Annotated in this window: 21 protein-coding genes; 14 read left to right on the forward strand and 7 right to left on the reverse strand. The window is 69.8% G+C overall.

What is annotated here, in order from left to right; translation table 11 throughout:
* Window positions 1-17: 17 nt before the first annotated feature.
* Genes U742_RS0113890 through U742_RS0113910 form a run of 5 tightly spaced genes read right to left on the reverse strand, consistent with a single transcriptional unit; the run spans window position 18 to window position 5090 of the window.
* Window positions 18-818: a formylmethanofuran dehydrogenase subunit C gene (locus U742_RS0113890; RefSeq protein WP_029354001.1), complete on the reverse strand. Its 801-nt coding sequence runs from the start codon at window positions 816-818 to the stop codon at window positions 18-20.
* Window positions 815-1741, reverse strand: a complete 927-nt coding sequence (gene fhcD / locus U742_RS0113895; RefSeq protein ID WP_029354004.1) for a formylmethanofuran--tetrahydromethanopterin N-formyltransferase — start codon at window positions 1739-1741, stop codon at window positions 815-817. Before fhcD ends, U742_RS0113890 begins: the two co-directional genes overlap by 4 nt.
* The gene (locus U742_RS0113900; RefSeq protein ID WP_029354006.1) at window positions 1741-3411 is read right to left on the reverse strand and encodes a formylmethanofuran dehydrogenase subunit A; all 1671 of its coding nucleotides are present in this window, start codon (window positions 3409-3411) and stop codon (window positions 1741-1743) included. Before U742_RS0113900 ends, fhcD begins: the two co-directional genes overlap by 1 nt.
* On the reverse strand, window positions 3408-4700 hold the full coding sequence (locus tag U742_RS0113905; RefSeq protein ID WP_038361571.1) for a formylmethanofuran dehydrogenase: 1293 nt from the start codon (window positions 4698-4700) through the stop codon (window positions 3408-3410). Before U742_RS0113905 ends, U742_RS0113900 begins: the two co-directional genes overlap by 4 nt.
* Window positions 4701-4709: 9 nt before the next feature.
* Entirely contained in the window at window positions 4710-5090 is a 381-nt protein-coding gene (locus U742_RS0113910; RefSeq protein WP_029354010.1) for a 4a-hydroxytetrahydrobiopterin dehydratase, read from the reverse strand.
* A 165-nt stretch (window positions 5091-5255) separates the two neighbouring features.
* Between U742_RS0113910 and U742_RS0113915 the strand changes: the two genes are divergently transcribed.
* The 6 genes from U742_RS0113915 (at window position 5256) to U742_RS0113940 (ending at window position 11117) form a co-directional block, all read left to right on the forward strand.
* Complete coding sequence (locus U742_RS0113915) at window positions 5256-6284, forward strand: beta-ribofuranosylaminobenzene 5'-phosphate synthase family protein (protein ID WP_029354012.1); 1029 nt, start codon at window positions 5256-5258, stop codon at window positions 6282-6284.
* 103 nt (window positions 6285-6387) lie between these two features.
* Window positions 6388-7287, forward strand: coding sequence for an NAD(P)-dependent methylenetetrahydromethanopterin dehydrogenase (locus tag U742_RS0113920; RefSeq protein WP_029354014.1), 900 nt, complete (start codon window positions 6388-6390; stop codon window positions 7285-7287).
* Window positions 7250-8413, forward strand: a complete 1164-nt coding sequence (locus U742_RS0113925; RefSeq protein ID WP_029354016.1) for an ATP-grasp domain-containing protein — start codon at window positions 7250-7252, stop codon at window positions 8411-8413. Before U742_RS0113920 ends, U742_RS0113925 begins: the two co-directional genes overlap by 38 nt.
* A 9-nt stretch (window positions 8414-8422) precedes the next feature.
* The gene (gene mch, locus U742_RS0113930; protein ID WP_197028257.1) at window positions 8423-9385 is read left to right on the forward strand and encodes a methenyltetrahydromethanopterin cyclohydrolase; all 963 of its coding nucleotides are present in this window, start codon (window positions 8423-8425) and stop codon (window positions 9383-9385) included.
* Window positions 9382-10290 carry a RimK family alpha-L-glutamate ligase gene (locus U742_RS0113935; RefSeq protein WP_029354020.1) on the forward strand — a complete coding sequence of 303 codons (909 nt, stop codon included), beginning with the start codon at window positions 9382-9384 and terminating at the stop codon, window positions 10288-10290. Before mch ends, U742_RS0113935 begins: the two co-directional genes overlap by 4 nt.
* Window positions 10287-11117, forward strand: coding sequence for a triphosphoribosyl-dephospho-CoA synthase (locus U742_RS0113940; RefSeq protein ID WP_029354022.1), 831 nt, complete (start codon window positions 10287-10289; stop codon window positions 11115-11117). The genes U742_RS0113935 and U742_RS0113940 overlap by 4 nt, the downstream gene beginning before the upstream one ends.
* Here the strand turns inward: U742_RS0113940 and U742_RS0113945 are convergent.
* The gene (locus U742_RS0113945) at window positions 11107-11805 is read right to left on the reverse strand and encodes a HisA/HisF-related TIM barrel protein (protein WP_029354024.1); all 699 of its coding nucleotides are present in this window, start codon (window positions 11803-11805) and stop codon (window positions 11107-11109) included. The genes U742_RS0113940 and U742_RS0113945 overlap by 11 nt on opposite strands.
* A 33-nt stretch (window positions 11806-11838) precedes the next feature.
* Here U742_RS0113945 and U742_RS0113950 point away from each other — a divergent pair, with 33 nt between their 5' ends.
* Genes U742_RS0113950 through folB form a run of 3 tightly spaced genes read left to right on the forward strand, consistent with a single transcriptional unit; the run spans window position 11839 to window position 14233 of the window.
* Entirely contained in the window at window positions 11839-12798 is a 960-nt protein-coding gene (locus U742_RS0113950; RefSeq protein ID WP_029354027.1) for an ATP-grasp domain-containing protein, read from the forward strand.
* Window positions 12795-13841 (forward strand): hydantoinase/oxoprolinase family protein, encoded by a 1047-nt coding sequence (locus U742_RS0113955; RefSeq protein WP_029354029.1) that lies wholly within the window; start codon window positions 12795-12797, stop codon window positions 13839-13841. The genes U742_RS0113950 and U742_RS0113955 overlap by 4 nt, the downstream gene beginning before the upstream one ends.
* 29 nt (window positions 13842-13870) lie before the next feature.
* Window positions 13871-14233, forward strand: a complete 363-nt coding sequence (gene folB / locus U742_RS0113960) for a dihydroneopterin aldolase (RefSeq protein WP_029354031.1) — start codon at window positions 13871-13873, stop codon at window positions 14231-14233.
* 2 nt (window positions 14234-14235) lie between these two features.
* Here the strand turns inward: folB and U742_RS0113965 are convergent, their stop codons facing one another.
* The gene (locus U742_RS0113965) at window positions 14236-15186 is read right to left on the reverse strand and encodes a LysR family transcriptional regulator (protein ID WP_029354033.1); all 951 of its coding nucleotides are present in this window, start codon (window positions 15184-15186) and stop codon (window positions 14236-14238) included.
* Between the two features lie 190 nt (window positions 15187-15376).
* On the opposite strand from U742_RS0113965, the gene U742_RS0113970 reads away from it, so the two are divergent.
* The 5 genes from U742_RS0113970 to U742_RS0113990 all read left to right on the forward strand — a co-directional run bounded on the left by U742_RS0113970 (window position 15377) and on the right by U742_RS0113990 (window position 22019).
* Window positions 15377-16402: a class 1 fructose-bisphosphatase gene (locus U742_RS0113970; protein ID WP_029354035.1), complete on the forward strand. Its 1026-nt coding sequence runs from the start codon at window positions 15377-15379 to the stop codon at window positions 16400-16402.
* A gap of 11 nt (window positions 16403-16413) precedes the next feature.
* On the forward strand, window positions 16414-17289 hold the full coding sequence (locus tag U742_RS0113975; RefSeq protein ID WP_029354038.1) for a phosphoribulokinase: 876 nt from the start codon (window positions 16414-16416) through the stop codon (window positions 17287-17289).
* A gap of 83 nt (window positions 17290-17372) precedes the next feature.
* Entirely contained in the window at window positions 17373-19328 is a 1956-nt protein-coding gene (gene tkt / locus U742_RS0113980; RefSeq protein ID WP_248310376.1) for a transketolase, read from the forward strand.
* 10 nt (window positions 19329-19338) lie between these two features.
* Window positions 19339-20424 (forward strand): class II fructose-bisphosphate aldolase, encoded by a 1086-nt coding sequence (fba, locus tag U742_RS0113985; RefSeq protein WP_029354041.1) that lies wholly within the window; start codon window positions 19339-19341, stop codon window positions 20422-20424.
* Window positions 20425-20549: 125 nt separating this feature from the next.
* The gene (locus U742_RS0113990; protein WP_029354043.1) at window positions 20550-22019 is read left to right on the forward strand and encodes a form I ribulose bisphosphate carboxylase large subunit; all 1470 of its coding nucleotides are present in this window, start codon (window positions 20550-20552) and stop codon (window positions 22017-22019) included.
* Window positions 22020-22187 lie beyond the last annotated feature (168 nt).

Below are 22187 nucleotides of genomic sequence, written 5' to 3' on the forward strand. Positions count from 1 at the left end.
TCACGAAAGCGGGCGGCTCACCCCAGCACCAGCACCTCGCCCTGCCCGCCCATCAGCGTGTCGCCGACGATGCGACGGGCGGCGGTCGCGTCCTTGAGGAGATGGGCGAGGTCCTTCACGCGGCGCGCCATGAGGCGCAGCGCGATCAGGTCGTGGCGACCGGTGTCGACAAAGCCGGCCGGCAGTTCCGGCGCGTTCCGCACCAGCAGCGTGCCGCGCTTCATGCCGCGCCCGGCGAGCGGGCCGACGCTGCCCTCGACCGCCGCCGTGCCGGCGATCATGTCGGTGGCGAGTCCCTCGCCGGCATCGCCCGCGACCACGACGAGGCCGCCGCGCTGGCGCTCGGCAAGGCGCGGGCCGGCCGACCCGTGGATGCGGATCACCCCGCCCGACATGCCGCGCCGCGAGCCCGAGCCGGCCGCGCCGGCGCGCGCGCCGGCATCCCGCGCGAGCTCGATGCGCCCGCCCGACATCTCGGCGCCGAGATAGTCCCCGGCATTGCCGGCGATGCGGATGACGCCGCCCGACATTCCCATCCCGGCGAAGGCGCCGACCGGGCCGTCGACGATGATCTCGCCGGCCCCCAGCCCGGCGCCGACCCCGTCGAGCCGGTCGTCGCCGATCTCGATCACCAGCGGCCCGTCGCCGCCGGCGTTCTCGATGAAGAACAGGTCGCCCAATCCGACGCGCCGCCCGCCATGCGGCACCTGGACATACTCGGCATCGCGACGCGACAGCGCGGACAACAGCGCCGGCGTGATGCCGGAAAGATCAACGCGGGCGGTGAAGGGAGCGACCGGCTTCAGCGTGATGGTCATGGCCGCACCTCCGCCAGCTTGGCATCCTCAGCCATGATCTCGCGCAGCTTGAAGTGGAACGGCCCGAGATTGCCGCCGTAGTTGCCGGCGTCGATGGCGACGATCCCCGACTCGGCACCGAGCTCGCACACCGCCTTGATGCCGACGCGGGTGGATTCCGCGACGCTGTCGAAGCTCACGCCGTCGATGACGATCTCCATCACCGAGCCGACCTCCGGGGTCAGCGCGCTCTCCACCGTGCCGTAGAGCGTCGGGCAATAGGCATGGTTGGTGGAGGCGAACAGGCCCTTGTATTTCGAGCCGACCTTGGAGCCGGAGCGCACCACCCCGCCGGGGAAGGGCAATATGTTGCCCTCGACCGTGCCCATCGCCTTCACCGCCACCTCGGCGGCCCTCAGCGCCGCCTCGCGGGTGCGGGCGAGAATGAGGAAATTGCCGCCGCCGACGCCCTCCACCGAGCCGGTGTCGTCGTCGCAGACGAACTCGCCCTCCATCACCGGCAGGCGCCAGAAGCGCTTGCTCCCGATCTTCTTGGAAATCTGGTGGCCGTCGGCGAAATAGCGGATGGTCCTCGCCAGCGGCACACGCTTGCCTTCCTCCATGCCGGCATAGCAGGCGGTGGTCGGGCAGGTGAGGATGCACTGGCCGAGGCGCAGCGGCACCACCTTCTTCAAGCTGCCGAAATCCATCGCGAAGATCAGGATGGAAACGCCCGGCCGCCCGTCCGGCGTCTGCCCGGCGGGGATTTCCCGCTCGACGCCGGCCTCGCAGCCGCAGCCGATGACCGAGGTGGCGAAGCCGGTGGTGGTGCGTGCTGCGATCATCGCCCATTCCGGCGTGTCGGCGGTGATGATCAGCCGCGTGCCCACCATCGGGAAGGCTTCGGCGAAGCTGTCGCGGATCTCGACGCCGTTGATGATCATCAGAGGCCCTCCCCCTCGCAGGTGAGGATGGTCGGCCCGGCGCCGCCGCGCAATTCGCCGTCGGCGATGCGGAAATGGTTCGCCTTCAGCCCGATGGCGTCGTCGAACCAGCGCTGCATGTCGCCCTCGATGGAGGAGCGGTCATAGGCCGGACGCAGCACATGGGTGGTGCCGCGCGCGAGGTCGACGATCTCGCCGTCCTTCACGATCATCCGACCGTTCTTGAACACGTAGCGGGCCTTCGAGAACATCGCCTCGCGGTCGGCATCCTCGCGGTAGACCACGACGTCGCCGACACCGCCGGCGCCGAGATGGCCCTTGTCCTTCAGGCCGAGGATACGGGCCGGGGCGGCGCGGGTGAGGATGGCGATCTCCTCCAGCGAATATTCGCGCCGGATCTCGCCGAGCATGGTGTGCGCCTGCGCCGCCTTGTTGAGCGTCGCGAGCTGGGCGTTGCGGAAGTCGCGATCCATCAGCAGGCGGATGAGGTGCGGATAGGTGGTGAAGGGACCGCCATTCGGGTGATCGGTGGTGAGGAAGATGCGCCAGGGGTCCTCGACGAGGAGGAACAGCTCCAGCCCGATCGCCCATTGCAGCGCGTTGACGAAGGACTTGTCGCGGTATTCGAACGGCACCACGCCGCAGGCGGCATCCAGCTCGATGTCCATGCCGATGGACTTCTTGGGGGATGCGAGGCCGCGGTTGCGGTATTGCGACATGTAGTCGGCCGAGGCCGTCACGGTCTGGCCGAACATCACCTGCCCGACATCGACCGAGATGTTCGGGCTGGCGTTCACCAATTCGGCGATGCGCGCGGCGGCGGACGAGAATTTCCGGTCGCCCTCGGTGCCGTAGGAATGGAACTGCAGGTGCGTCAGATGCAGGCGCCGCCCCTCCGCCGCGCGGATGGTGGCGAGCGTCGTCTCCTCGTTGCCCGGCACGCCGAGATTGCAGCCGTGCAGATGAATCGGGTGCGGCACGCCGAGCTCGGTCACCGCCCGGATCAGCGTGGTCAGCACCTTGCGCGGCGTCACCTCATAATGCGGGTTCGCCTCGTCGAGATTCATCCAGCGGGCGTTGAACTTGAAGGCGTTGATGCCGCCGGGATTGACGATCTTGACGGCGAAGGCCTGCGTCGCCTCGATCATCCAGCCGACATAGGCGTTGATCTGCTCCTGCCCCGCCCCGGCGGCGAGCAGGCGCAGGATGTAGTCGTCATTGCCGAGCACCAAATAGGCACCGGTATCGAGATTGGGGATGTCGGCCATCTCCAGATGCGCGCCGCGCGCATTGGCGCCGAGCATGGCCGGCTCGAACACCGTGGTGTAGCCGAGCTCGGCATAGCGGCAGCCGGTGGCATGGGCGGTCGGCACCGCGCGCCCGCCGCCGCAGCCGCAGAAGGCGCCGGTGAGCTCGGGATAGGCGCGGCGGTCCTCCTGCATCAGCAGGCGGGCGAGGTTCATCTTGCCGCCGGCGATGTGGCTGTGCAGGTCGATGCCGCCCGCCATCACCACGTCGCCGCCGAGGTCGATCTCCTCGTCGGCGCGCGCGTCGCTGGCGGCGACGATGCGCCCGTCCTCAACCTCGATGTCGCGCGTCGCACCGCTCGCGACACCGTTCTCGCCATTGGCCGGGTCGAGCACGCGCCCGCCCTTCAGCCGAAGTCTCATGCAACAGCTCCTGCTATCCGGCGCACAGCCTCGGCGACGCCGGGAAGCGTCGCGACGCGCAAGGCGCCGAGCGGCAGGCTCACAATCGAATCCATTCTGAAGACGGTGCCGGCATGGTCAATGCCGGGGGTGCCGACCGGGATGAACACGTCGGGGTCCCGGTCGAACGGGGTGTCGGGGTGGCCGAGCACGATGATCTTGCCGGCGAAGTCCTCGACGAGGGATGCCGGGGGCGGCTCCGGCCGGAATGCCGAGACCCAGACGAGGACGTCCGCGTCCTTCACCGCATTCGCGGCGGCGAAGAGGTCGGGGTCGTGCGCCGAGACGCCGCCGCGTATGGCGGTGCGCAGCGGATAGCCGAGCCGCCACAGCAGAAGCTGGTTGATGCCGATGATGTTGTCGCGCCCGCCGAGCGGGAAGACGCCGGCGCGGGTGGTCACGTTCAGCGCGTCGATGAGGGCGGTGACGCGCTCGGCGACGAGGTCGCCTTCCGCGAACTCCGCGGCGTTCCAGGTGGCGACGGCGTAGGCGGCGCCCTGCAGTGCCGCCGCGGTATCGGCGAGCGCGGGGAGCGGCACGCCGCCGATCGTCTCGCCGGTGATGCGCCGGCCGGCGACGAGGCCGTTCAGCGCCTCCAGCGCCGCGACGGGATCGCTGGCCGGTAGATGACTGACGGCGACGCCGTCGAGCTGCTTCAGCGCCCGCTCGCCGGGCGCGGCGCCGAGGAAGATCACCCGGCGGCTCTTGGCGAACAGGGGGTCGGCTGGGTAGAGCCGCTCGAACAGCCGGCCGAAGGCGGATGTCGGGTCGTCGCCAACCACCAGCAGCACGTCGCAGCGGTTGCGCACCTCGGCGAGCGTGGAGGCGAGCCAGCCGGTGCGCTGGGTCGCCGCGAAATTGCGGAACAATCCCACCGAGGCGGAATGGTCGAGCACGCCGCCGAAGGTCGCCGCGAGGTCGACGATCGCGCGCCCGCCGTCGATGTCGGCGCCAAGACCGGCGATCAGCGGCGAGCGCGCCGCCGCGAGAATGTCACGCGCCGCACTGGCCGCATCGTCCTGGCTGCACGCCTCACCGGCCCGGCTGGCCGAACGGTCCGGCTCCTCGCCGCGACGCAGGAACAGCTTGGCGGCCTCCGGGCAGACGGTGCCGCGCGCCCGCACCGCACGTCCCGAGACCTCGATTTCGAGGTCGTCGCAGCCGAGCCCGCAGAAGCCGCAGACGACGTCGCGGACGAGGCGGGGAGAGCCGTCGGAGGCGGCGACGCCGGGAGTGTCGATGGAAGTCATATGATACCGTCAATCATACTTGATATAGGCGAAGCGCAGATCGCCCCGCGGCGTTCCCTCGAGTGCGCTGTCGGGCGCAAGTCCCGGCTGCCACTCGATGAATTCCTCGATCTTCTTCGCCAACTGGAAATCGCGCTCGGTGACCCCCTTGGCATCGTGCGACATCAGGCGCACTTCAACCCAGGCATAGGAGGCCGTGATGTCGGGATGGTGCCAGGCGGCCTCGGCGAGGTGGCCGACGGCGTTGATGACCATCAGCGTGCCCTTCCAACTGCTGGTCTTGTAGGTCCGCCGGATCCAGCCGTCCTCCAGCCGCCAGCGCGGCAGCTCGGCCTTGAGCCGCGCCTCGATCTCGCTGGCGGAAAACGTCTTTTTGGGATCGATCGCCATGGCGTCATATCCTCCTTGGCACGTTCGCCCGTTCTGTAGGCGGGGCGATTGGTTGGATTCGGTAGCACGCGGCGGCGGCGCACCGCAAACCCGCATCGTGGCCTTCGCCTGCGCTCTTGTCCGCGAAAGCGGCCTCGCACTACGATACGCCTCGAGGAAACGCTCGTGAACAAAACAACGCTCGATCTTGAAGCGGCCCACGAGGATGGTCGGAACGCCGCGGTGCGCGTCACCGCGCCGGGCCGCCTGCATCTTGGATTCCTCGACCTCGCCGGCACGCTCGGCCGGCGTTTCGGCAGCCTCGGCATCGCGCTCGACCGTCCGGCGACCATCGTGCGCCTCGAACGCGCGGATGCGCTCTCCGCCAGCGGCCCCGACGCCGAGCGGGCGCGCGCCGCGGTCGAAAAGGTCGCACGTCAGCTTGGTCTCGACGACCGCGTGAAGGTCGTGGTCGAGGCGGCGCTGCCGCCGCATGCCGGGCTCGGCTCGGGTACGCAGCTCGGGCTCGCGGTGGCCGCCGGCCTGTCCGTCCTCAACGGCCGCCCGGTCTCGCCGCGCGAGCTCGGCGCCGTGCTCGGTCGCGGAGCGCGTTCGGCGATCGGCATCGGCGCCTTCACGCAGGGCGGCGTGATCCTCGACGGCGGCAAATCCGTGCGGCCGGACGCGGATGGCGCGCCGCCGCCGATCCTCGCCCGCCTGCCCTTCCCGGACGAGTGGCGCATCCTCATTGTGCAGGACCTCGGCCATCGCGGCCTCTCGGGGGCCGAGGAGGTCTCGGCGATGGAGGGGCTGCCGCCCTTCGCCGACACGCTGGCCGGCCACATGGCACGGCTCGCGGTCATGGTCGCGCTGCCGGCGCTGGCCGAGCACGACCTGCGGCATTTCGGCGAGGCGGTCGGCGAAATGCAGAGATTGCTCGGGGACCACTATGCGGGAGCGCAGGGTGGCCGCTATACGAGCCCTCAGGTCGCCGAGGTCATGGACTTCATCGAGGCGGCCGGCATACAAGGCGTCGGCCAGAGCTCCTGGGGCCCGACCGGCTTCGCCATCATCGGCAGCCGCGAGGAGGCCGAACGACTGATCGGTGAGGTACGCGCGCGCTTCGGCGCCCGGCCGAACCTGGCTTTCGACTGCGTGCGCGGCAGCAATGCCGGCGCGCGGATCGAACGGCTTGCCTGCGTCACGCAGTGCTGAGCGGCGGATTGGCGGAAAGCCCGCGTCGCTGATTTCCTTGCAATCCAAGGCCCAATGACGAGGCCGGTCACGGCCCGATTCCACCCGAGGAGTCTGAAAAGACATGGCGGACAAAGCGCCGATTCTGCACATCGTGTCGCCGCTGCGGCACGTTTCCCCGTTCGACGTGAACATGGCGGTGGACGCCGGCTACACGACCATCCTCCCCTATTCCGAGGTCAAGCTCGAGGAGATGGTCGACCTCACGCAGGACATGATGTTCTCGCGTGCGCCGGACCATGCCTCGCGCACCGGGCTGTTCATCGGCGGCAAGGATGCGAGCCTCGCGCTCGACATGGCCAAGGAGGCGCACTCCGCGCTGTTCCCGCCGTTCCAGATCTCGGTGTTCGTGGATCCAGCCGGCTCCTTCACCACCGCCGCCGCGATGATCGCCGAGGTCGAGCGCAAGCTCGCCGGGCGCCGCGAGGGCGGGCTCAAGGGCGCCAAGGTGCAGGTGTATGGCGCGACCGGCGTGGTCGGCGGCATCGCCGCGGTCATCGCCGCGCAGGCCGGGGCGCATGTGACGCTGGTCAGCCACCGCGATGTGGACACCGTCCGGCTGAAGGCCGCCGACTTCAAGGTCCGCTTCGACGTCGACCTCGCAAGCGCCGCCGCGCGCGACGACGAGGGCAAGCGCGCCCTGCTGCCGGAAGCCGAGATCGTGCTCGCCTGCGGCAAGGCCGGTGTGCAGATCCTCTCCGCCGAACACCTGTCGGTTGCGCGCCGGCTGCTGGTGGCGGCGGACGTCAACGCGGTGCCGCCATCGGGGATCGCGGGGGTGGAGGCGCTCGACGACGGCAAGCAGTTGGCCGGCGGCGCACTCGGTATTGGTGCACTGGCGATCGGGCATCTAAAGTACCGTGTCCAGCACGAGCTCCTGAAGCGGATGCGGACGACGGACACCGCGCTCAACATCGGTTTCGAGGATGCCTTCACTCTCGCCAGATCGCTGGTCGCCGCATGAGCCGCCCGATCTCGTCATCGTCGGCATCGCCGCCCGCGCGCTCGCGGCCGCGGCGCGGCGGGCCGGGATGCGGCCGATCGTGCTCGACCTGTTCGGGGACGACGACACGCGCGCCCTCGCGCATGAAGCGATCCCGATCCGCCGGCTCGGAGGCCTCGCCTTCGATCCGGACGACCTGTTCGAGCAGCTCGCGATCCACGCCACCGGCGATCTGCCGGTGGTGCTTGGCACCGGCTTCGAGCAGTCGCCGGAACTGGTCGAGCGCATCGGCCACGACTTCCGGCTGGTCGGCAATGGCAGCCGGACGCTGGCCTTCCTGAAGGAACCGGTGGTGTTCATGCGTCTCACCGCCAATCTCGGCATTCCCTATCCGACGGTCTTCACGGGGCCGGCGCCGGAAGGGGTGCGCACGCTGGAGAAGCGGGTCGGCGGCTCCGGCGGCTGGCATGTGCGCGAGGCGCAGGCCCCGCGCGGGCCGGGCTGGTACGTGCAGGAATATGTCGAGGGCGACACCTTCTCGGCGCTGTTCCTCGGCAACGGGCGGGAGGCGCGCCTGCTCGCCTTCTCGCAGCAATGGTGCGCGCCGACCGACGAGGCGCCGTTCCGCTATGGCGGCGCGGCCGGGCCGGTGGCCATCGATGCGGCGACCCGGGCCGGCATCTCCACCGCGCTCGACCGGCTGGTCTATGCCACCGGCCTTGTCGGCCTCGCCAGCGCCGACCTCGTGCGGACCGAGACCGGCTGGACGCTGCTGGAGATCAATCCGCGCCCCGGCGCGACCCTCGACGTGTTCGACCATGAGCCGCTGCCGCCGCTGCTGACGCTTCATTTCGCGGCCTGCGAGGGGCGCCTGCCCGACCTCGCGCCGCTTGAGCCGGCAGACGTCGAGACGGCACGGGCGGCCGCCGTGTTCTACGCGCCCGCGCCTTTCGAGATGCGGCTCGACCCGCTGCCCGACTGGGTCGCCGATCGCCCTCCGCAGGGAACGCGGATCGAGACGGGCGAGCCGGTGTGCACCGTGCTGGCCGAAGGCCGGACGGCGGAGGAGGCGCGCGAGACCGTCGCCCAGAGAATCAGCGAGCTGTGGCAAGCGCTGTCACGCGCCGGCCGGAAGGCAGCCGAATAAGAGGGAGAAATGCCCATGAGCGATCAACGCACAAGCCTTTCGGCACTCACCGCGCCGCTCGTCGAAAAACTGGTGGCCGATGCCGACTGGCTGCGGCTCGGCATCTCGCGGCTGTCGAATGGCGTGCGGATCGTCGATGCCGGCATCGCGGTGCGCGGCGGCATCGAGGCGGGACGGCGCATCGCCGAGATCTGCCTCGGCGGCCTCGGCCGGGTCAGCGTCGGCTCCAGCGGGCGGTTCCCGCGCTGGGGCACCACGCTGACGGTCGGCACCGCCGATCCCGTGCTCGCCTGCCTCGCCAGCCAATATGCCGGGTGGAGCCTGGCGGAAGGCGACTTCTTTGCGCTCGGCTCCGGGCCGGCGCGGGCGCTGTGGGCCAAGGAGGCGCTGTTCGCCGAGCTCGGCTACCGCGACCGTGCCAGCGCCGGTGTGCTGGTGCTGGAGGTTGACGGAGCGCCGCCGGAGAGCCTCGCCGCGCATATCGCCGCCGAGTGCGGCATCGCGCCCGAGGCGCTGACGCTGATCCTCACCCCGACGCGCAGCCTCGCCGGCACCGTGCAGGTGGTCGCGCGCGTGCTGGAGGTGGCGCTGCACAAGGCGCATGCGCTGCACTTTCCGCTGGACCGCATCGTCGACGGCATCGGCAGTGCGCCGCTGCCGCCGCCCGCGCCGGATTTCGTCTCGGCGATGGGCCGCACCAACGACGCGACGCTCTATGGCGGCGACGTCCAGCTCTATGTCGAAGGCCCGGAATCGGACGCGCGCGACCTCGCCGCCAAGCTGCCGAGCTCCACCTCGCGCGACTACGGGCGCACCTTCGGCGAGATCTTCAGCGCCTATAAAGGCGATTTCTATGCGATGGACCCGATGCTTTTCAGCCCGGCACGGGTTACCGTCACCGCACTCGAATCCGGACGCAGCTTCACCAATGGCGCGTTCGACGAGGAGGTGCTGGAGCGGTCCTTCGCATGACGTCCCGACGTTCTGACACGGTCGTCATCTTCACCGAGGATGCCGACTGGCACACCCGCAACCTCAAGGCCGCGATCGAGCGCGAGGGCCTGAGCGTGCTGGTGCTGTCGCTGAACGATTGCGGCTTCGCCATCGGCGAGACGCCGCACGGCCTTCTGCTGCCGGGCCTCGACGGGATGCTGCCGGCCGCCGCCTTCGTGCGCGTCATCGCCAAGGGCACCACCGAGCAGATCACCGCGCGGCTCGGCCTCCTGCATGCGCTGCGCGAGCTCGGCGTGCCGGTGATGAACGACGCGCGGGCGATCGAGCGCTGCGTCGACAAGTCCATGACCAGCTTCCTGATCGCCAAAGCCGGCCTGCCGACGCCGCGCACCTTCGTGCGCGAGGACCGCGCGGCGATGCAGGCGCTGGTCGACGAGGCCCCAGCCGACGCGGTGCTGAAGCCGCTGTTCGGCGCGCAAGGCAAGGGCATCCGGCGCATCGCCCCGCGCGAGCCGCTTCCCGAGCCGGAAAGGGTCGGCGGCGTCTACTATCTGCAGGAATTCGTCGAGGGCAGCGCCCCGGACCGCTATCAGGACTGGCGGGTGTTCGTCATCGGCGAGAACGCCGAGGCGGCGATGATCCGCCGCTCCGAGCGCTGGATCACCAACATCCACCAGGGCGCGGTGGGCGAGCCGGCGGAGCCGGACGAGACCCTGCGGCACCTCGCCATCGCGGCGACCCGGGCGGTCGGCGCCGACTATGCCGGCGTCGACGTGATCGAGGATGCGACCGGCGCCTACAAGGTGCTGGAGGTCAATTCCATGCCGGCCTGGAAGGGCCTGCAGCGGGCGACCGGGCTCGACATCGCGCGGGCGCTCGCCCGCCACCTCGCGGGCAGGCTGTCCACGGTGACGGTGGTGTGAGGTACTACCGCATCATCCAGGCGTTCCGCGCCTCCTGCTACGACGAGCTGAACGCGCTCAAGCCCGGAAATGTGCATTGCTTCGCCGGCGGCCACGGCATGGAGGTCATCCATTTCGAGGACGCCGCCGATGCCGCGGCGCCCCACATCGCCACGGAGCATGCCCGCGTCGGCGCCCGGATCGAGGCGGCGGTGAAGGCCTCGGTGGCGAAGACCGGGCTGAACATCAATCTCGGCATCATCCTGCTCTGCGCGCCGCTCGCCGCCGCCTATGAGACCGGCGGACCGCTGCGCGAGGCGCTCGCCGCGACGCTGGCGGCGCTCGACATCGAGGACGCCGCCGCCACCTTCCGCGCCATCACCCTCGCCAATCCGGGCGGCCTCGGCCAAGCCGAGCAGCACGACGTGCACGCCCCACCCGCCGTTGGCCTGCGCGAGGCGATGGGCGCGGCCGCCTCGCGCGACCGCATCGCCCGGCAATATGTGAGCGACTTCGCCGACGTGTTCGAGATCGGCGTGGCGCGCGTCAATGCGCTCCGCCAGGCCGCCGCGCCGGTGAAGGCGGAGGCGGTGCACCTCGCCTTCATGGCGGCCTTCCCGGACAGCCATATCGCCCGCAAGTTCGGCCCTGAGGTCGCCGCCGGCGTGCGCGAGGAAGCCGAGGCGATCGAGCGCGCTGTCGACTGGAAGGCTCCCGATGCGCGCCGCCGCATCCCGCTCGCTGAGTTCGACGCCTCGCTGAAAGAACGCGGGCTGAACCCCGGCACCAGTGCCGACCTCACGGTGGCTAGCCTGTTCGCGGCGCGGCTGCTTGCCCTCACCGCATGAGGCGCGACAGATCGGCGGAGGAGAGGCGCCCGTCATGCAGGGCACTCGCCAACAGAATCCCGGCGATTCCCTCGCCCGCCAGTTGCTCGACATCCTCGGCCGAGCGGGCTCCGCCGGCGGCATAGACGCGTCGCGCCCCGGCGCGCGCCTTCACCTCGGAAAGCCGCCCGAAATCCGGCCCCTGCCCCGCCCCGACGCGGGCGAGCGTCATGACGATCACACGCTCGGGCCAGAGAGCCGTATCCTCATGCATCTCCGGGGGGCCGAGGCGCCCGGAAGCATCATGGTCGAGGGACAGCAGCGCCTCGCCCGAGGCGAGCGCCGCCCGCGCCTCGGCCAGATCGCGCAGCACCTCGGTTCCGACCACCGGGATGCCGAGGCCCGCCCACCTGCGTCGATCGAGCGCGGCCGGTTCGGTCTCGCCGGCGTCGACCCAGACATCCAGCCCGGGAAAGCGCTCGCGCAGCGCGCCGATGATCCGGTCATGGCCGCCGACGCGCTGGATCGCGTCGAGATCGGCGATGTAGAGCGTGCGGAACGGCGCCAGGTCGAGGAGCGCGCCGGCGACGTCGAGCGGCTGCGCACCGGAGCAGAGCGGGGTCTCGATCGGGCGATAGGCCGCGCGTTCGCCACGGCGGGCACGCACCACCACCCCTCCCATCAGGTCGAGGACGGGTATAAGTTCCACGCCTTTCTTCTCCCTCGATCCACGGAAGGCATCATGCTCGTCTTCGTCTGCGAGACGGTCACTGGCGGCGGTTTCACCGGCGAACCGCTTCCCGAATCGCTGATAGCGGAAGGCAGCCTGATGCGCGATGCCCTGATCAGCGATCTGGAGGACCTGCCGGGCGTGCGCGTCGTCACGACGCACGACGCAAGGCTGCCGCCGCCGGAACGTGCCGAGAGCACACCGATTCCCGCCGGCGGCGATCCCCGCCCGGAATGGCGCCGGCTGGCGGCACTGGCGCATTGCTGCTGGCCGGTCGCGCCGGAACGCGGCGGCGAGCTGGCGGCGCTGGCCGCGCTGATGCGCGAGGCCAATCCCCGCGTGATCGGCCCGGACGCCGCCACCATCGCCATCTGCGCCAGCAAGGCGCGCACCGCCGCCATTCTGGCGAAGGCCGGAATCGCCGTGGTGCCGACCTGGCGGGCGGGCGAGGTGCCTGCAGGCGCGACCGGGCCGTTTGTCCTCAAGCCGGACGACGGTGCCGGCAGCGAGGGCATCCACGTCGTCGATGCGCTGCCAGCGAGCCTGGAGGACGGCACCATAGTGCAGCCGCTGATCGAGGGGACGGCGGCGAGCCTCACGCTGCTGTGCCAGTCCGGCAAGGCGCATGTGCTCACCGCCAATCTCCAGCATATCCGCCGCAGCAACGGCGGGCTGCGGCTCGCCGGCCTCACGGTCGGCGGCCTGTGCCCGGATCCCGAGCTGCAGACGCTGGCGGTCGAGGTGATGCAGGCGCTGCCCGGCCTGCACGGCCTCGTCGGCATCGATTATATCGCCACGCCGAAGGGGCCGGTGGTGGTCGAGATCAACCCTCGCCTCACAACATCCTATGCCGGGTTGCACCGTTCGCTCGGCGTCAACCCGGTGGCCTTCGTCGCCGAGCTGATCCGGGACGGCGTGGTGCCGGAGCTACCGCATCTGCCGGTGCCTGTTCCCGTGGAGATCAGGCTGTGAGCGACATCGTCAGGCTGGGATGGGATGTCGGCGGCGCGCATGTGAAGCTCGCTGCCTTCAGCGCCGACGGACGGCTGAGGGCGGTGCGCATCCGCCCCTGCCCGGTCTGGCAGGGCGCCGACCATCTGCGCGAGGCGCTGCGCGCTCTGCGCGCGGAATTTCCCTCGGGCGCGGCCTCCGCCGTCACCATGACCGCCGAGGTCGCGGACCTCTGGCCGAGCCGCCACGCCGGCGTCGTCGGCACCGCGGTCCTCCTGATGGAGGAGCTCGCCGGCCCGCCGCTGGCGCTGTTCGCCGGACCGGAAGGCTTCGTCCGGCCGGAGGCGGCCGCCGCCCATGCCGACGCGATCGGCTCGGCCAACTGGTACGCGACCGCCGCCGTGCTCGCCCATCTGCTGCCCGCAGGCGTTCTCGTCGATGTCGGTTCGACCACCTCCGACATCATTCCCTTCGCCGAAGGACGCGTCGCGGCGCAGGGCTACAGCGACGCCGAACGGCTGGCGAGCCGCGAGCTCGTCTATGCCGGCGTCGCCCGGACCGCGGTGATGGCGCTGGCCCGCGAGGCGCCCTTCGGCGGGCGATTCGTCCCGCTGATGGCCGAGCTCTACGCCACCAGCGCGGACGTCCACCGGCTGACCGGCGACCTCGCGGAGGGTGCCGACCTGCACCCTTCCGCCGATGGTGGGCCGAAGACCGAGGAGGCCAGCGCGCGGCGGCTGCTGCGCATGGTCGGGCAGGACCTCGCACCGGACGCCCTCCCCCGGGCGAAGGCGCTAGCGCGGCATCTCTCCGAGGCGCAGCTCCACGACCTCGACCGGGCGCTTGACTGCGTGCTTTCCGGCGCGCCGAACGAGGCCGGCGAGCTGCTGGTCGGCGCCGGCGTCGGACGCTTCCTCGCCGGGCGCCTCGCGGAACGGCGCGGGGTGCGCTATCTCGACCTTGCCGCCGTGCTCACCGACGATCCCGCGCTCGGCAGCGCGGCGGCGGACTGCGCGCCGGCCGTCGCCGTCGGGCTGTTGTCAGCGGCCCTGTCGCCGGGCTAATCCGCACGGCGTCAAACACGAGAGTCCCCATGTCCGACCGCGTCTATCTGCGTGGCATCGAGCTGCACGGCCGCCACGGCCTCTATCCCGAGGAGGCCTCGCTCGGCCAGCGCTTCGTCGTCGACATCGACTGGTGGCTCGACGCGCATCCGGCCGCCGCGCAGGACGACTACGGCGAGACGGTCGGCTACCAGGAGGTGTTCGAGACGGTGACGAAGATCAACACCGAGCACCGTTTCCACATCATCGAGGCCTTCGCCGAGGCGATCGCGATGGCCGTGCTGGCGCGCTTCCCGCGCATCGAGAAGGTCCGCGTCGAGCTGCACAAGCCGAACGCGCCGATCGCCGGCGTCTTCCGCGACGTCGGCGTCGAGATCATCCGCAGCCGCTAGAATCAGCCTTTTCCGCCGCCGCGCCGCCGCCCGCTTTCCAGCGGCGCCAGCGGGCGCGGCAGGAACTCGGCGCCGCGCTGCGCGAGGAAATCGTTCAGGGCGGCCGCCGGCGGCGTCAGCCGCTTGGCCGAGCGCTTCACCACGAACCACTGCCGGACCACCGGCAGCCCCTCGACGTCGAGCACGGCGAGGCGCCCGTCGGCGACCTCCGCCGCCACGGTGTGGGCGGAGATGAAGGCGAGGCCGAGCCCGGCGATCACCGCCTGCTTGATGGTCTCGTTCGAGCCGATCTCCATGCCGACGCGCGGGGTCACCCCGGCGTCCTGGAAGAATCGCTCCATCAGCGTGCGCGTCCCCGAGCCCGGCTCGCGCACCAGGAAGGTGACGCCGGCGAGGTCGGACGGGGCGATGCGGCGGCCGGCCAGCGGATGATCCGCCGGCGCGACGATGATGTGCGGATGCTCGCCGATCGGACTCTTGTCGACCTCCATGTCGAGCGGCGGCCGGCCCATGATGGCGACGTCCACCGCGTCGCCCCGCAGCGCCGCGACGATCTCCTCGCGGTTGCCGACGACCAGCGCGACGTCGATGCCCGGATGCGAGCGCGCGAACACCCCGAGCGCGCTCGGGGCGAAATATTTCGCGGTCGAGACGATGCCGACCGAGACGCGGCCCGCGTCGAGGCCCTTCATCGCGTCGAGCGCGGCGCCGCAATCGGCAAGGGCCCGCTCGATCCGCGCCACCGCGGCGATGATCTCGCGGCCGGCATCGCTCGGCTGGAAGCGGTCGCCGGCCCGGTCGAGCAGCGGCAGGCCCATCTGGTCCTCCAGGAGCTGCACCTGCATGGTCACCGCCGGCGGCGTGACGTTGAGAAGGCGCGCCGCCGCGGTCACGGTGCCGGTCTCGATGACGGCGGCGAGCGCGCGGAGCTGCTTCAGCGTGACGTTGCGCATCTGCTCCATGGCGGCCCTCGATGTCAGTAATTCTTAATCGAAGCCAAAGAATATTCGAATTTCCTTATGGCGCCAAGTCAGGCAGTCTCCCCTCAATAAAAGGCGTCCGCCGCTTCGGGTCACCCCACTCGAAGATCTTACGGAAACGACACGCCAAAAGGTCCCAAGACCTCACAACCGGGGAAACGCCGTGACACACACGACATTGCAGGACCACCTCGCAGGGTGGTCCGGAGATGATTTCCTGCGCCGGGGAATCGCATCGAGCGTACTCGCGCTCGCCAGTGCCGGCATCGCCATTGCCGAGCTGGTCGCCGCCGGTCCGCTCGCCGGCGAGCTGGCCGCCGTGCGCGGACATCACAGCGACGGTGACAGCCAGAAGGAGCTCGACGTCGTCGCCGACGGCATCATCGCCGAGCGCCTTTCCGCGGCACCGGTAGCCCTGCTCGGCTCCGAGGAGGCCGAGGAGGCGATGGAGCTCGATCCGAAAGGCACCCTCGCGGTCGCCGTCGATCCGCTCGACGGCTCGTCCAACATCGACACCAATGTCTCGATCGGCATGATCTTCTCGATCCTGCCCTTCATCGGGCCGGACTCGCTGCTGCAGCCCGGCAACCGCCAGCTCGCCGCCGGCTTCATGGTGTTCGGCCCGCAGGTCAGCCTCGCCCTCACGGTCGGCGAAGGCACCCAGCTCTTCGTGCTCGACCGCACCACCGGCCGTCTCCTGCTCATCAACGAGCATGTCGCCATCCCGGCGGAGGCTTCCGAATACGCCATCAACGGCTCGAACCAGCGCCACTGGGACCAGCCGGTGCGCAACTACATCGAGGATTGCCAGGCCGGCGCCGAGGGCCCGCGCGGGCGCGACTTCAACACGCGCTGGATCGCCTCCATGGTGGCCGAGGCCTACCGCATCCTCGTGCGCGGCGGCGTCTATCTCTATCCCGGCGACGCCCGCAAGGGCTATCGCAACGGCCGGCTGCGCCTCGTTTACGAGGCCAACCCGATCGCCTTCCTGGTCACCCAGGCGGAGGGCGCGGCGACCGACGGCGTGAACGCGATCCTCGACCTCACGCCGACCGGCCTGCATCAGCGCGTGCCGCTGGTGTTCGGCTCGCGCGCCGAGGTGGAGCGCATCGGCCGCTATCACTCCGACCCCGTCAACCTTGCCGACCGCTCGCCGCTCTTCGCGCGGCGCGGCCTGCTGCGGGTGTGAGGAGCGGGACCATGTCGATCCATCACCCGATCATCTCGGTCACCGGCTCGTCCGGCGCGGGCACCACCTCGGTGCGGCGCATCTTCGAGCAGATCTTCCGCCGCGAGGAGGTGGTCGCCGCCTATATCGAGGGCGACGCCTTCCACCGCTACGACCGCACCGAGATGAAGCGCGTCATGGCCGAGGAGGCGGGACGCGGCAACCACCACTACAGCCATTTCGGCCCGGACTCGAACCTGTTCGAGGAGCTGGAGGAGACCTTCCGCAGCTACTCGAAGACCGGGACCGGACGGACGCGGCACTACATCCACGACGACCGCGAGGCCGAGGAATATGGCGGCACGCCCGGCACCTTCACCTCGTGGACGGACCTGCCGGGCCCGACCGACCTCCTGTTCTACGAAGGCCTGCACGGCGCGGTGATCAGCGGCAATGTCGATGTCGCGCGCTATGCCGACCTGAAGATCGGCGTGGTGCCGGTGATCAATCTCGAGTGGATCCAGAAGATCCATCGCGACCGCTCGACCCGCGGCTATTCCACCGAGGCGGTGACCGACACCATCCTGCGGCGCATGCCGGACTACGTGAACTATATCTGCCCGCAGTTCACCCACACCGACATCAACTTCCAGCGCGTGCCGACGGTGGACACCTCCAACCCGTTCATCGCGCGCTGGATCCCGACGGCGGACGAATCGATCGTCGTCATCCGCTTCGCCAAGCCGCGCGGCATCGACTTCCCCTACCTGCTCTCGATGATCCAGGGCTCCTGGATGTCACGCGCCAACTCCATCGTCATCCCCGGCGGGAAACTCGACATCGCCATGCAGCTCATCCTGACGCCGATGATCCTCAACCTCGTCGACAAGAAGCGGCGGGCCGCGTGAACCGGGAGGAAGACATGCTCACCAAGACCACCGTCCCGGTCCATTTCCCGCACGAGGGGACGACCGAGGTGCCGTATCGCGACATGGCGAATGCGCTGCGTGCGCTGGCCATGGACGCCGTGGAGAAGGCGAAGTCGGGTCATCCCGGCATGCCGATGGGCATGGCGGACGCCGCCACCGTGCTCTTCACCCGCTTCATGAAGATCGATCCGACGCGCCCGAACTGGCCGGATCGCGACCGCTTCGTGCTCTCGGCCGGCCACGGCTCGATGCTGCTCTACGCGATCAACCACCTGCTCGGCTATGCCGACATGGGGATCGAGCAGATCAAGCGCTTCCGCCAGATGGGCTCGACCACCGCGGGGCACCCGGAATTCGGGCACACGCTCGGCGTCGAGACCACCACCGGCCCGCTCGGTCAGGGGCTGACGACCGCCGTCGGCATGGCGCTCGCCGAGCGCATGATGAACGCCCGCTACGGCGACGAGCTGGTCGACCACTACACCTATGTGATCGCCGGCGACGGCTGCCTGATGGAGGGCATCTCCCACGAGGCTATCGACCTCGCCGGGCATCTCAAGCTCGGCAAGCTGATCGTGCTGTGGGACGACAACGGCATCTCGATCGACGGGGCGACCTCGCTGTCGACCTCGACCGACCAGCTCGCGCGCTTCGAGGCGGCCGGCTGGGACGTGTTCCGCATCGACGGCCACGCCCATCACGCGCTGATCGACGCCATCGCCAAGGCGCGCAACAGCAAGAACCCCTCGCTGATCGCCTGCCGCACCACCATCGGCTACGGCGCGCCGAACAAGGCCGGCACCGAAGCGGTGCACGGCGCCCCGCTCGGCGCCGCCGAGATCGAGGGCGCGCGCGACCGGCTCGGCTGGTTCCACGAGCCCTTCGAGATCCCGCTCGGCGTGCGCGCCGCCTGGGAGCAGATCGCCGACCGCGGCCGCCTCGCCCGCGAGGCGTGGGAGGACCGGCACGCCGCCTCCGACAAGCGCCAAGCCTTCGACGCCGCGATCGCCGGCAGGCTGCCGGCCGATTTCGACGCCAGGCTCGAGGCCTACAAGCTCTCGCTGAGCGAAACGGCGCCGAAGGTCGCAACCCGCAAGGCCTCCGAGATGGCGCTCGGCGTCATCAACGAGGCGACCGGCCTGACGGTCGGCGGCTCGGCGGACCTGACGCACTCGAACCTCACCGTGACCAAGGGGCTCGGCTCGGTCGCGCCCGGCAAATATGCCGGCCGCTACATCCACTACGGCATCCGCGAGCATGCGATGGCGGCGGCGATGAACGGCATCGCGCTGCACAGGGGTTTCATCCCCTATGGCGGGACGTTCCTCGTCTTCGCCGACTATGCGCGCGGCGGCATCCGCCTCTCGGCGCTGATGGGCCAGCGGGTCGTCTATGTGCTGACCCACGATTCCATCGGCCTCGGCGAGGACGGCCCGACGCACCAGCCGATCGAGCATCTCGCCATGCTGCGGGCGACGCCGAACATCAACGTGTTCCGGCCCGCCGACGCGGTGGAGACGCTGGAGGCCTGGCAGATCGCGCTGCATTCGGAAGGCACGCCTTCGGTGCTCGCGCTGTCGCGCCAGAACCTGCCGACCTTCCGCACCCAGCATTCGCGGGAGAACCTGACCGCCCGCGGCGGCTATGTGGTGCGCGAGCCGGAAGGCGGGCGCGACGTGACGCTGCTCGCCACCGGCTCGGAGGTGGAGATCGTCCTCGCGGCGGCGGACAAGCTGGCGAGCGAAGGCCTGAAGGCGGCGGTCGTCTCCATGCCCTGCTGGGAGCTGTTCGAGAAGCAGCCCGATGCCTACCGGGCAAGCGTGCTCGGCTCGGCCCCGCGCGTCGCCGTCGAGGCCGCCGCGCGGCTCGGCTGGGACCGCTGGATCGGCGAACGGGGACGCTTCATCGGCATGGAGGGCTTCGGCGCCTCGGCGCCGGCTCCCGAGCTCTACACCCATTTCGGCATCACCGCCGACGCCGTGGCGAATGCCGCGCGCGCCCTGACGAACCGAGCCTGAGGAGAGCCCCATGGCCCGCATCACTCTTCGCCAGCTTCTCGACCACGCGGCCGAGCAGGGCTACGGCGTCCCCGCCTTCAACATCAACAACATGGAGCAGGGCCTCGCGATCATGGAGGCGGCGAACGCCGTCGACGCGCCGGTCATCATGCAGGCGAGCCGCGGTGCCCGCTCCTATGCCAACGACATCATGCTCGCCAAGATGATCGAGGCGCTGTCGGAGATGTATCCGCACATCCCGCTCTGCATGCATCAGGACCACGGGAACAACGAGGCGACCTGCCTCTCGGCGATCCAGCACGGCTTCACCTCGGTGATGATGGACGGCTCGCTGAAGGAGGACGCCAAGACCCCGGCGGACTACGACTACAACGTCGCCATCACCCGCCGCGTGGTCGACGCCGCGCACTGGGTCGGCGCCTCGGTCGAGGGCGAGCTCGGCGTGCTGGGCTCGCTGGAGCACGGCGCCGGCGAGCAGGAAGACGGTCACGGCGCCGAGGGCACCCTCAGCCACGACCAGTTGCTCACCGATCCCGACCAGGCGGTGGACTTCGTCGCCGCGACCCGCGTCGATGCGCTCGCCATCGCCATGGGCACCTCGCACGGCGCCTACAAGTTCTCGCGCAAGCCGGACGGCGACATCCTCGCGATGAACGTCATCGAGGAGATCCACCGCCGGCTGCCGAGCGTGCATCTGGTCATGCACGGCTCGTCCTCGGTGCCGCAGGCGCTGCAGGACCTGTTCAACGCCTCCGGCGGCGAGATGCCCCAGACTTGGGGTGTGCCGGTCGAGGAGATCGTGCGCGGCATCAAGCACGGCGTGCGCAAGGTCAATATCGACACCGACTGCCGGCTCGCCATGACCGCGCAGTTCCGCAAGGTGGCGCAGGCGAACAAGTCCGAGTTCGACCCGCGCAAGTTCCTTAAACCCGCCATGGACGCCATGCGCGACCTGTGCCGGGAACGTTTCGAGCAGTTCGGCACCGCCGGACAGGCCTCGAAGATCAAGGTCCTGCCGCTCGCGGCAATGGCCAAGCGCTATGCCTCGGGCGCGCTCGATCCGGTGATCGGCGGCGCCAGGGTAGCCGCGGAATAACCGCGGCGGCGGAGTGAACTGAACGCCTCTCCCCGAGGGGCCGACGAAACGACTGACTGAACGCGAACGACCCGGGCGCGCCAGCACTGCTGCGCGTCGACGGGAGAGCTATGGGAGCAGACACCATGAGCACGATCGAGACTGCCAAGCCCGCCGAGAAGAAGCGCGACCGCTACAGCGCGGGCGTGATGGAATACCGCAAGATGGGCTACTGGCAGCCCGACTACGAGCCGAAGGAGACCGACGTCATCGCGCTGTTCCGCGTGACGCCGCAGGATGGTGTCGACCCCATCGAGGCCTCGGCCGCGGTCGCCGGCGAGAGCTCGACCGCCACCTGGACGGTGGTGTGGACCGACCGGCTCACCGCCTGCGACAAGTACCGGGCGAAGTGCTACCGCGTCGACCCGGTGCCGAACACCCCCGGCTCCTGGTTCGCCTATATCGCCTATGACCTCGACCTGTTCGAGAACGGCTCGATCGCCAACCTTTCGGCCTCGATCATCGGCAACGTGTTCGGCTTCAAGCCGCTCAAGGCCCTGCGCCTCGAGGACATGCGGCTGCCGGTCGCCTATGTGAAGACCTTCGACGGCCCGGCCACCGGCATCGTCGTGGAGCGCGAGCGGCTCGACAAGTTCGGCCGTCCGCTGCTCGGCGCCACCGTGAAGCCGAAGCTCGGCCTCTCCGGCCGCAACTATGGCCGCGTCGTCTACGAGGCGCTGAAGGGCGGCCTCGACTTCACCAAGGACGACGAGAACATCAACTCGCAGCAGTTCATGCACTGGCGCGACCGGTTCCTGTACTGCATGGAGGCGGTGAACAAGGCGCAGGCCGCCACCGGCGAGGTGAAGGGCACGTACCTCAACATCACCGCCGGCACCATGGAGGACATGTACGAGCGCGCCGAATTCGCCAAGCAGCTCGGCTCGACCATCGTGATGATCGACCTCGTGATCGGCTACACCGCGATCCAGTCCATGGCCAAGTGGGCGCGGCGCAACGACATGATCCTGCACCTGCACCGCGCCGGCCACTCGACCTACACGCGGCAGAAGTCGCACGGCGTGTCGTTCCGCGTCATCACCAAATGGATGCGCCTCGCCGGCGTCGACCACATCCACGCCGGCACGGTGGTGGGCAAGCTCGAAGGCGACCCCTACACCACCAAGGGCTATTACGACCTCTGCCGCGAGGACTTCGTGCCGCAGAACCTCGCCCACGGCATCTTCTTCGACCAGCCCTGGGCCTCGACCCGCAAGCTGATGCCGGTCGCCTCCGGCGGCATCCATGCCGGCCAGATGCACCAGCTCATCGACCTGCTCGGCGAGGACGTCGTGCTCCAGTTCGGCGGCGGCACCATCGGCCACCCGATGGGCATCCAGGCCGGCGCGCAGGCCAACCGCGTGGCGCTGGAGGCGATGATCCTCGCCCGCAACGAGGGCCGCGACATCCTCAACGAGGGGCCGGAGATCCTGAAGGCCGCCTCGCGCCACTGCCTGCCGCTGCGCCAGGCGCTCGATACGTGGAAGGACGTGACCTTCAACTACTCCTCGACCGACACGCCGGACTTCGTGCCGCAGGTCACCGCCGCGGAGTGACGCCCGTGTACCCCGGACCCGCGCAGAGCATCGTGACGCGCCGATCCGGGATGCACCGGAAGACCAGCCGAAGACTGAAAAGCCTTTGGCGCTTCACGAATTTCCTTCTGGCCCCCGGCCCTGCGGAGCGCACTGCGCGCTTCGCCCGGGGAACGATAGATGAGGACA

This window comes from Allobosea sp. 117, from assembly GCF_000702305.1.
Lineage (GTDB): Bacteria > Pseudomonadota > Alphaproteobacteria > Rhizobiales > Xanthobacteraceae > Ancylobacter.

What these genes read in the sequence shown, in the direction of transcription:
- U742_RS0113890 (WP_029354001.1), bottom strand. Translation starts at nt 818, where the DNA reads ATGACCATCACGCTGAAGCCGGTCGCTCCCTTCACCGCCCGCGTTGAT.
- fhcD (WP_029354004.1), bottom strand. Translation starts at nt 1,741, where the DNA reads ATGATCATCAACGGCGTCGAGATCCGCGACAGCTTCGCCGAAGCCTTC.
- U742_RS0113900 (WP_029354006.1), bottom strand. Translation starts at nt 3,411, where the DNA reads ATGAGACTTCGGCTGAAGGGCGGGCGCGTGCTCGACCCGGCCAATGGC.
- U742_RS0113905 (WP_038361571.1), bottom strand. Translation starts at nt 4,700, where the DNA reads ATGACTTCCATCGACACTCCCGGCGTCGCCGCCTCCGACGGCTCTCCC.
- U742_RS0113910 (WP_029354010.1), bottom strand. Translation starts at nt 5,090, where the DNA reads ATGGCGATCGATCCCAAAAAGACGTTTTCCGCCAGCGAGATCGAGGCG.
- U742_RS0113920 (WP_029354014.1), top strand. Translation starts at nt 6,388, where the DNA reads ATGGCGGACAAAGCGCCGATTCTGCACATCGTGTCGCCGCTGCGGCAC.
- U742_RS0113925 (WP_029354016.1), top strand. Translation starts at nt 7,250, where the DNA reads ATGCCTTCACTCTCGCCAGATCGCTGGTCGCCGCATGAGCCGCCCGAT.
- mch (WP_197028257.1), top strand. Translation starts at nt 8,423, where the DNA reads ATGCCCATGAGCGATCAACGCACAAGCCTTTCGGCACTCACCGCGCCG.
- U742_RS0113935 (WP_029354020.1), top strand. Translation starts at nt 9,382, where the DNA reads ATGACGTCCCGACGTTCTGACACGGTCGTCATCTTCACCGAGGATGCC.
- U742_RS0113950 (WP_029354027.1), top strand. Translation starts at nt 11,839, where the DNA reads ATGCTCGTCTTCGTCTGCGAGACGGTCACTGGCGGCGGTTTCACCGGC.
- folB (WP_029354031.1), top strand. Translation starts at nt 13,871, where the DNA reads ATGTCCGACCGCGTCTATCTGCGTGGCATCGAGCTGCACGGCCGCCAC.
- U742_RS0113965 (WP_029354033.1), bottom strand. Translation starts at nt 15,186, where the DNA reads ATGCGCAACGTCACGCTGAAGCAGCTCCGCGCGCTCGCCGCCGTCATC.
- U742_RS0113975 (WP_029354038.1), top strand. Translation starts at nt 16,414, where the DNA reads ATGTCGATCCATCACCCGATCATCTCGGTCACCGGCTCGTCCGGCGCG.
- tkt (WP_248310376.1), top strand. Translation starts at nt 17,373, where the DNA reads ATGGCGAATGCGCTGCGTGCGCTGGCCATGGACGCCGTGGAGAAGGCG.
- fba (WP_029354041.1), top strand. Translation starts at nt 19,339, where the DNA reads ATGGCCCGCATCACTCTTCGCCAGCTTCTCGACCACGCGGCCGAGCAG.
- U742_RS0113990 (WP_029354043.1), top strand. Translation starts at nt 20,550, where the DNA reads ATGAGCACGATCGAGACTGCCAAGCCCGCCGAGAAGAAGCGCGACCGC.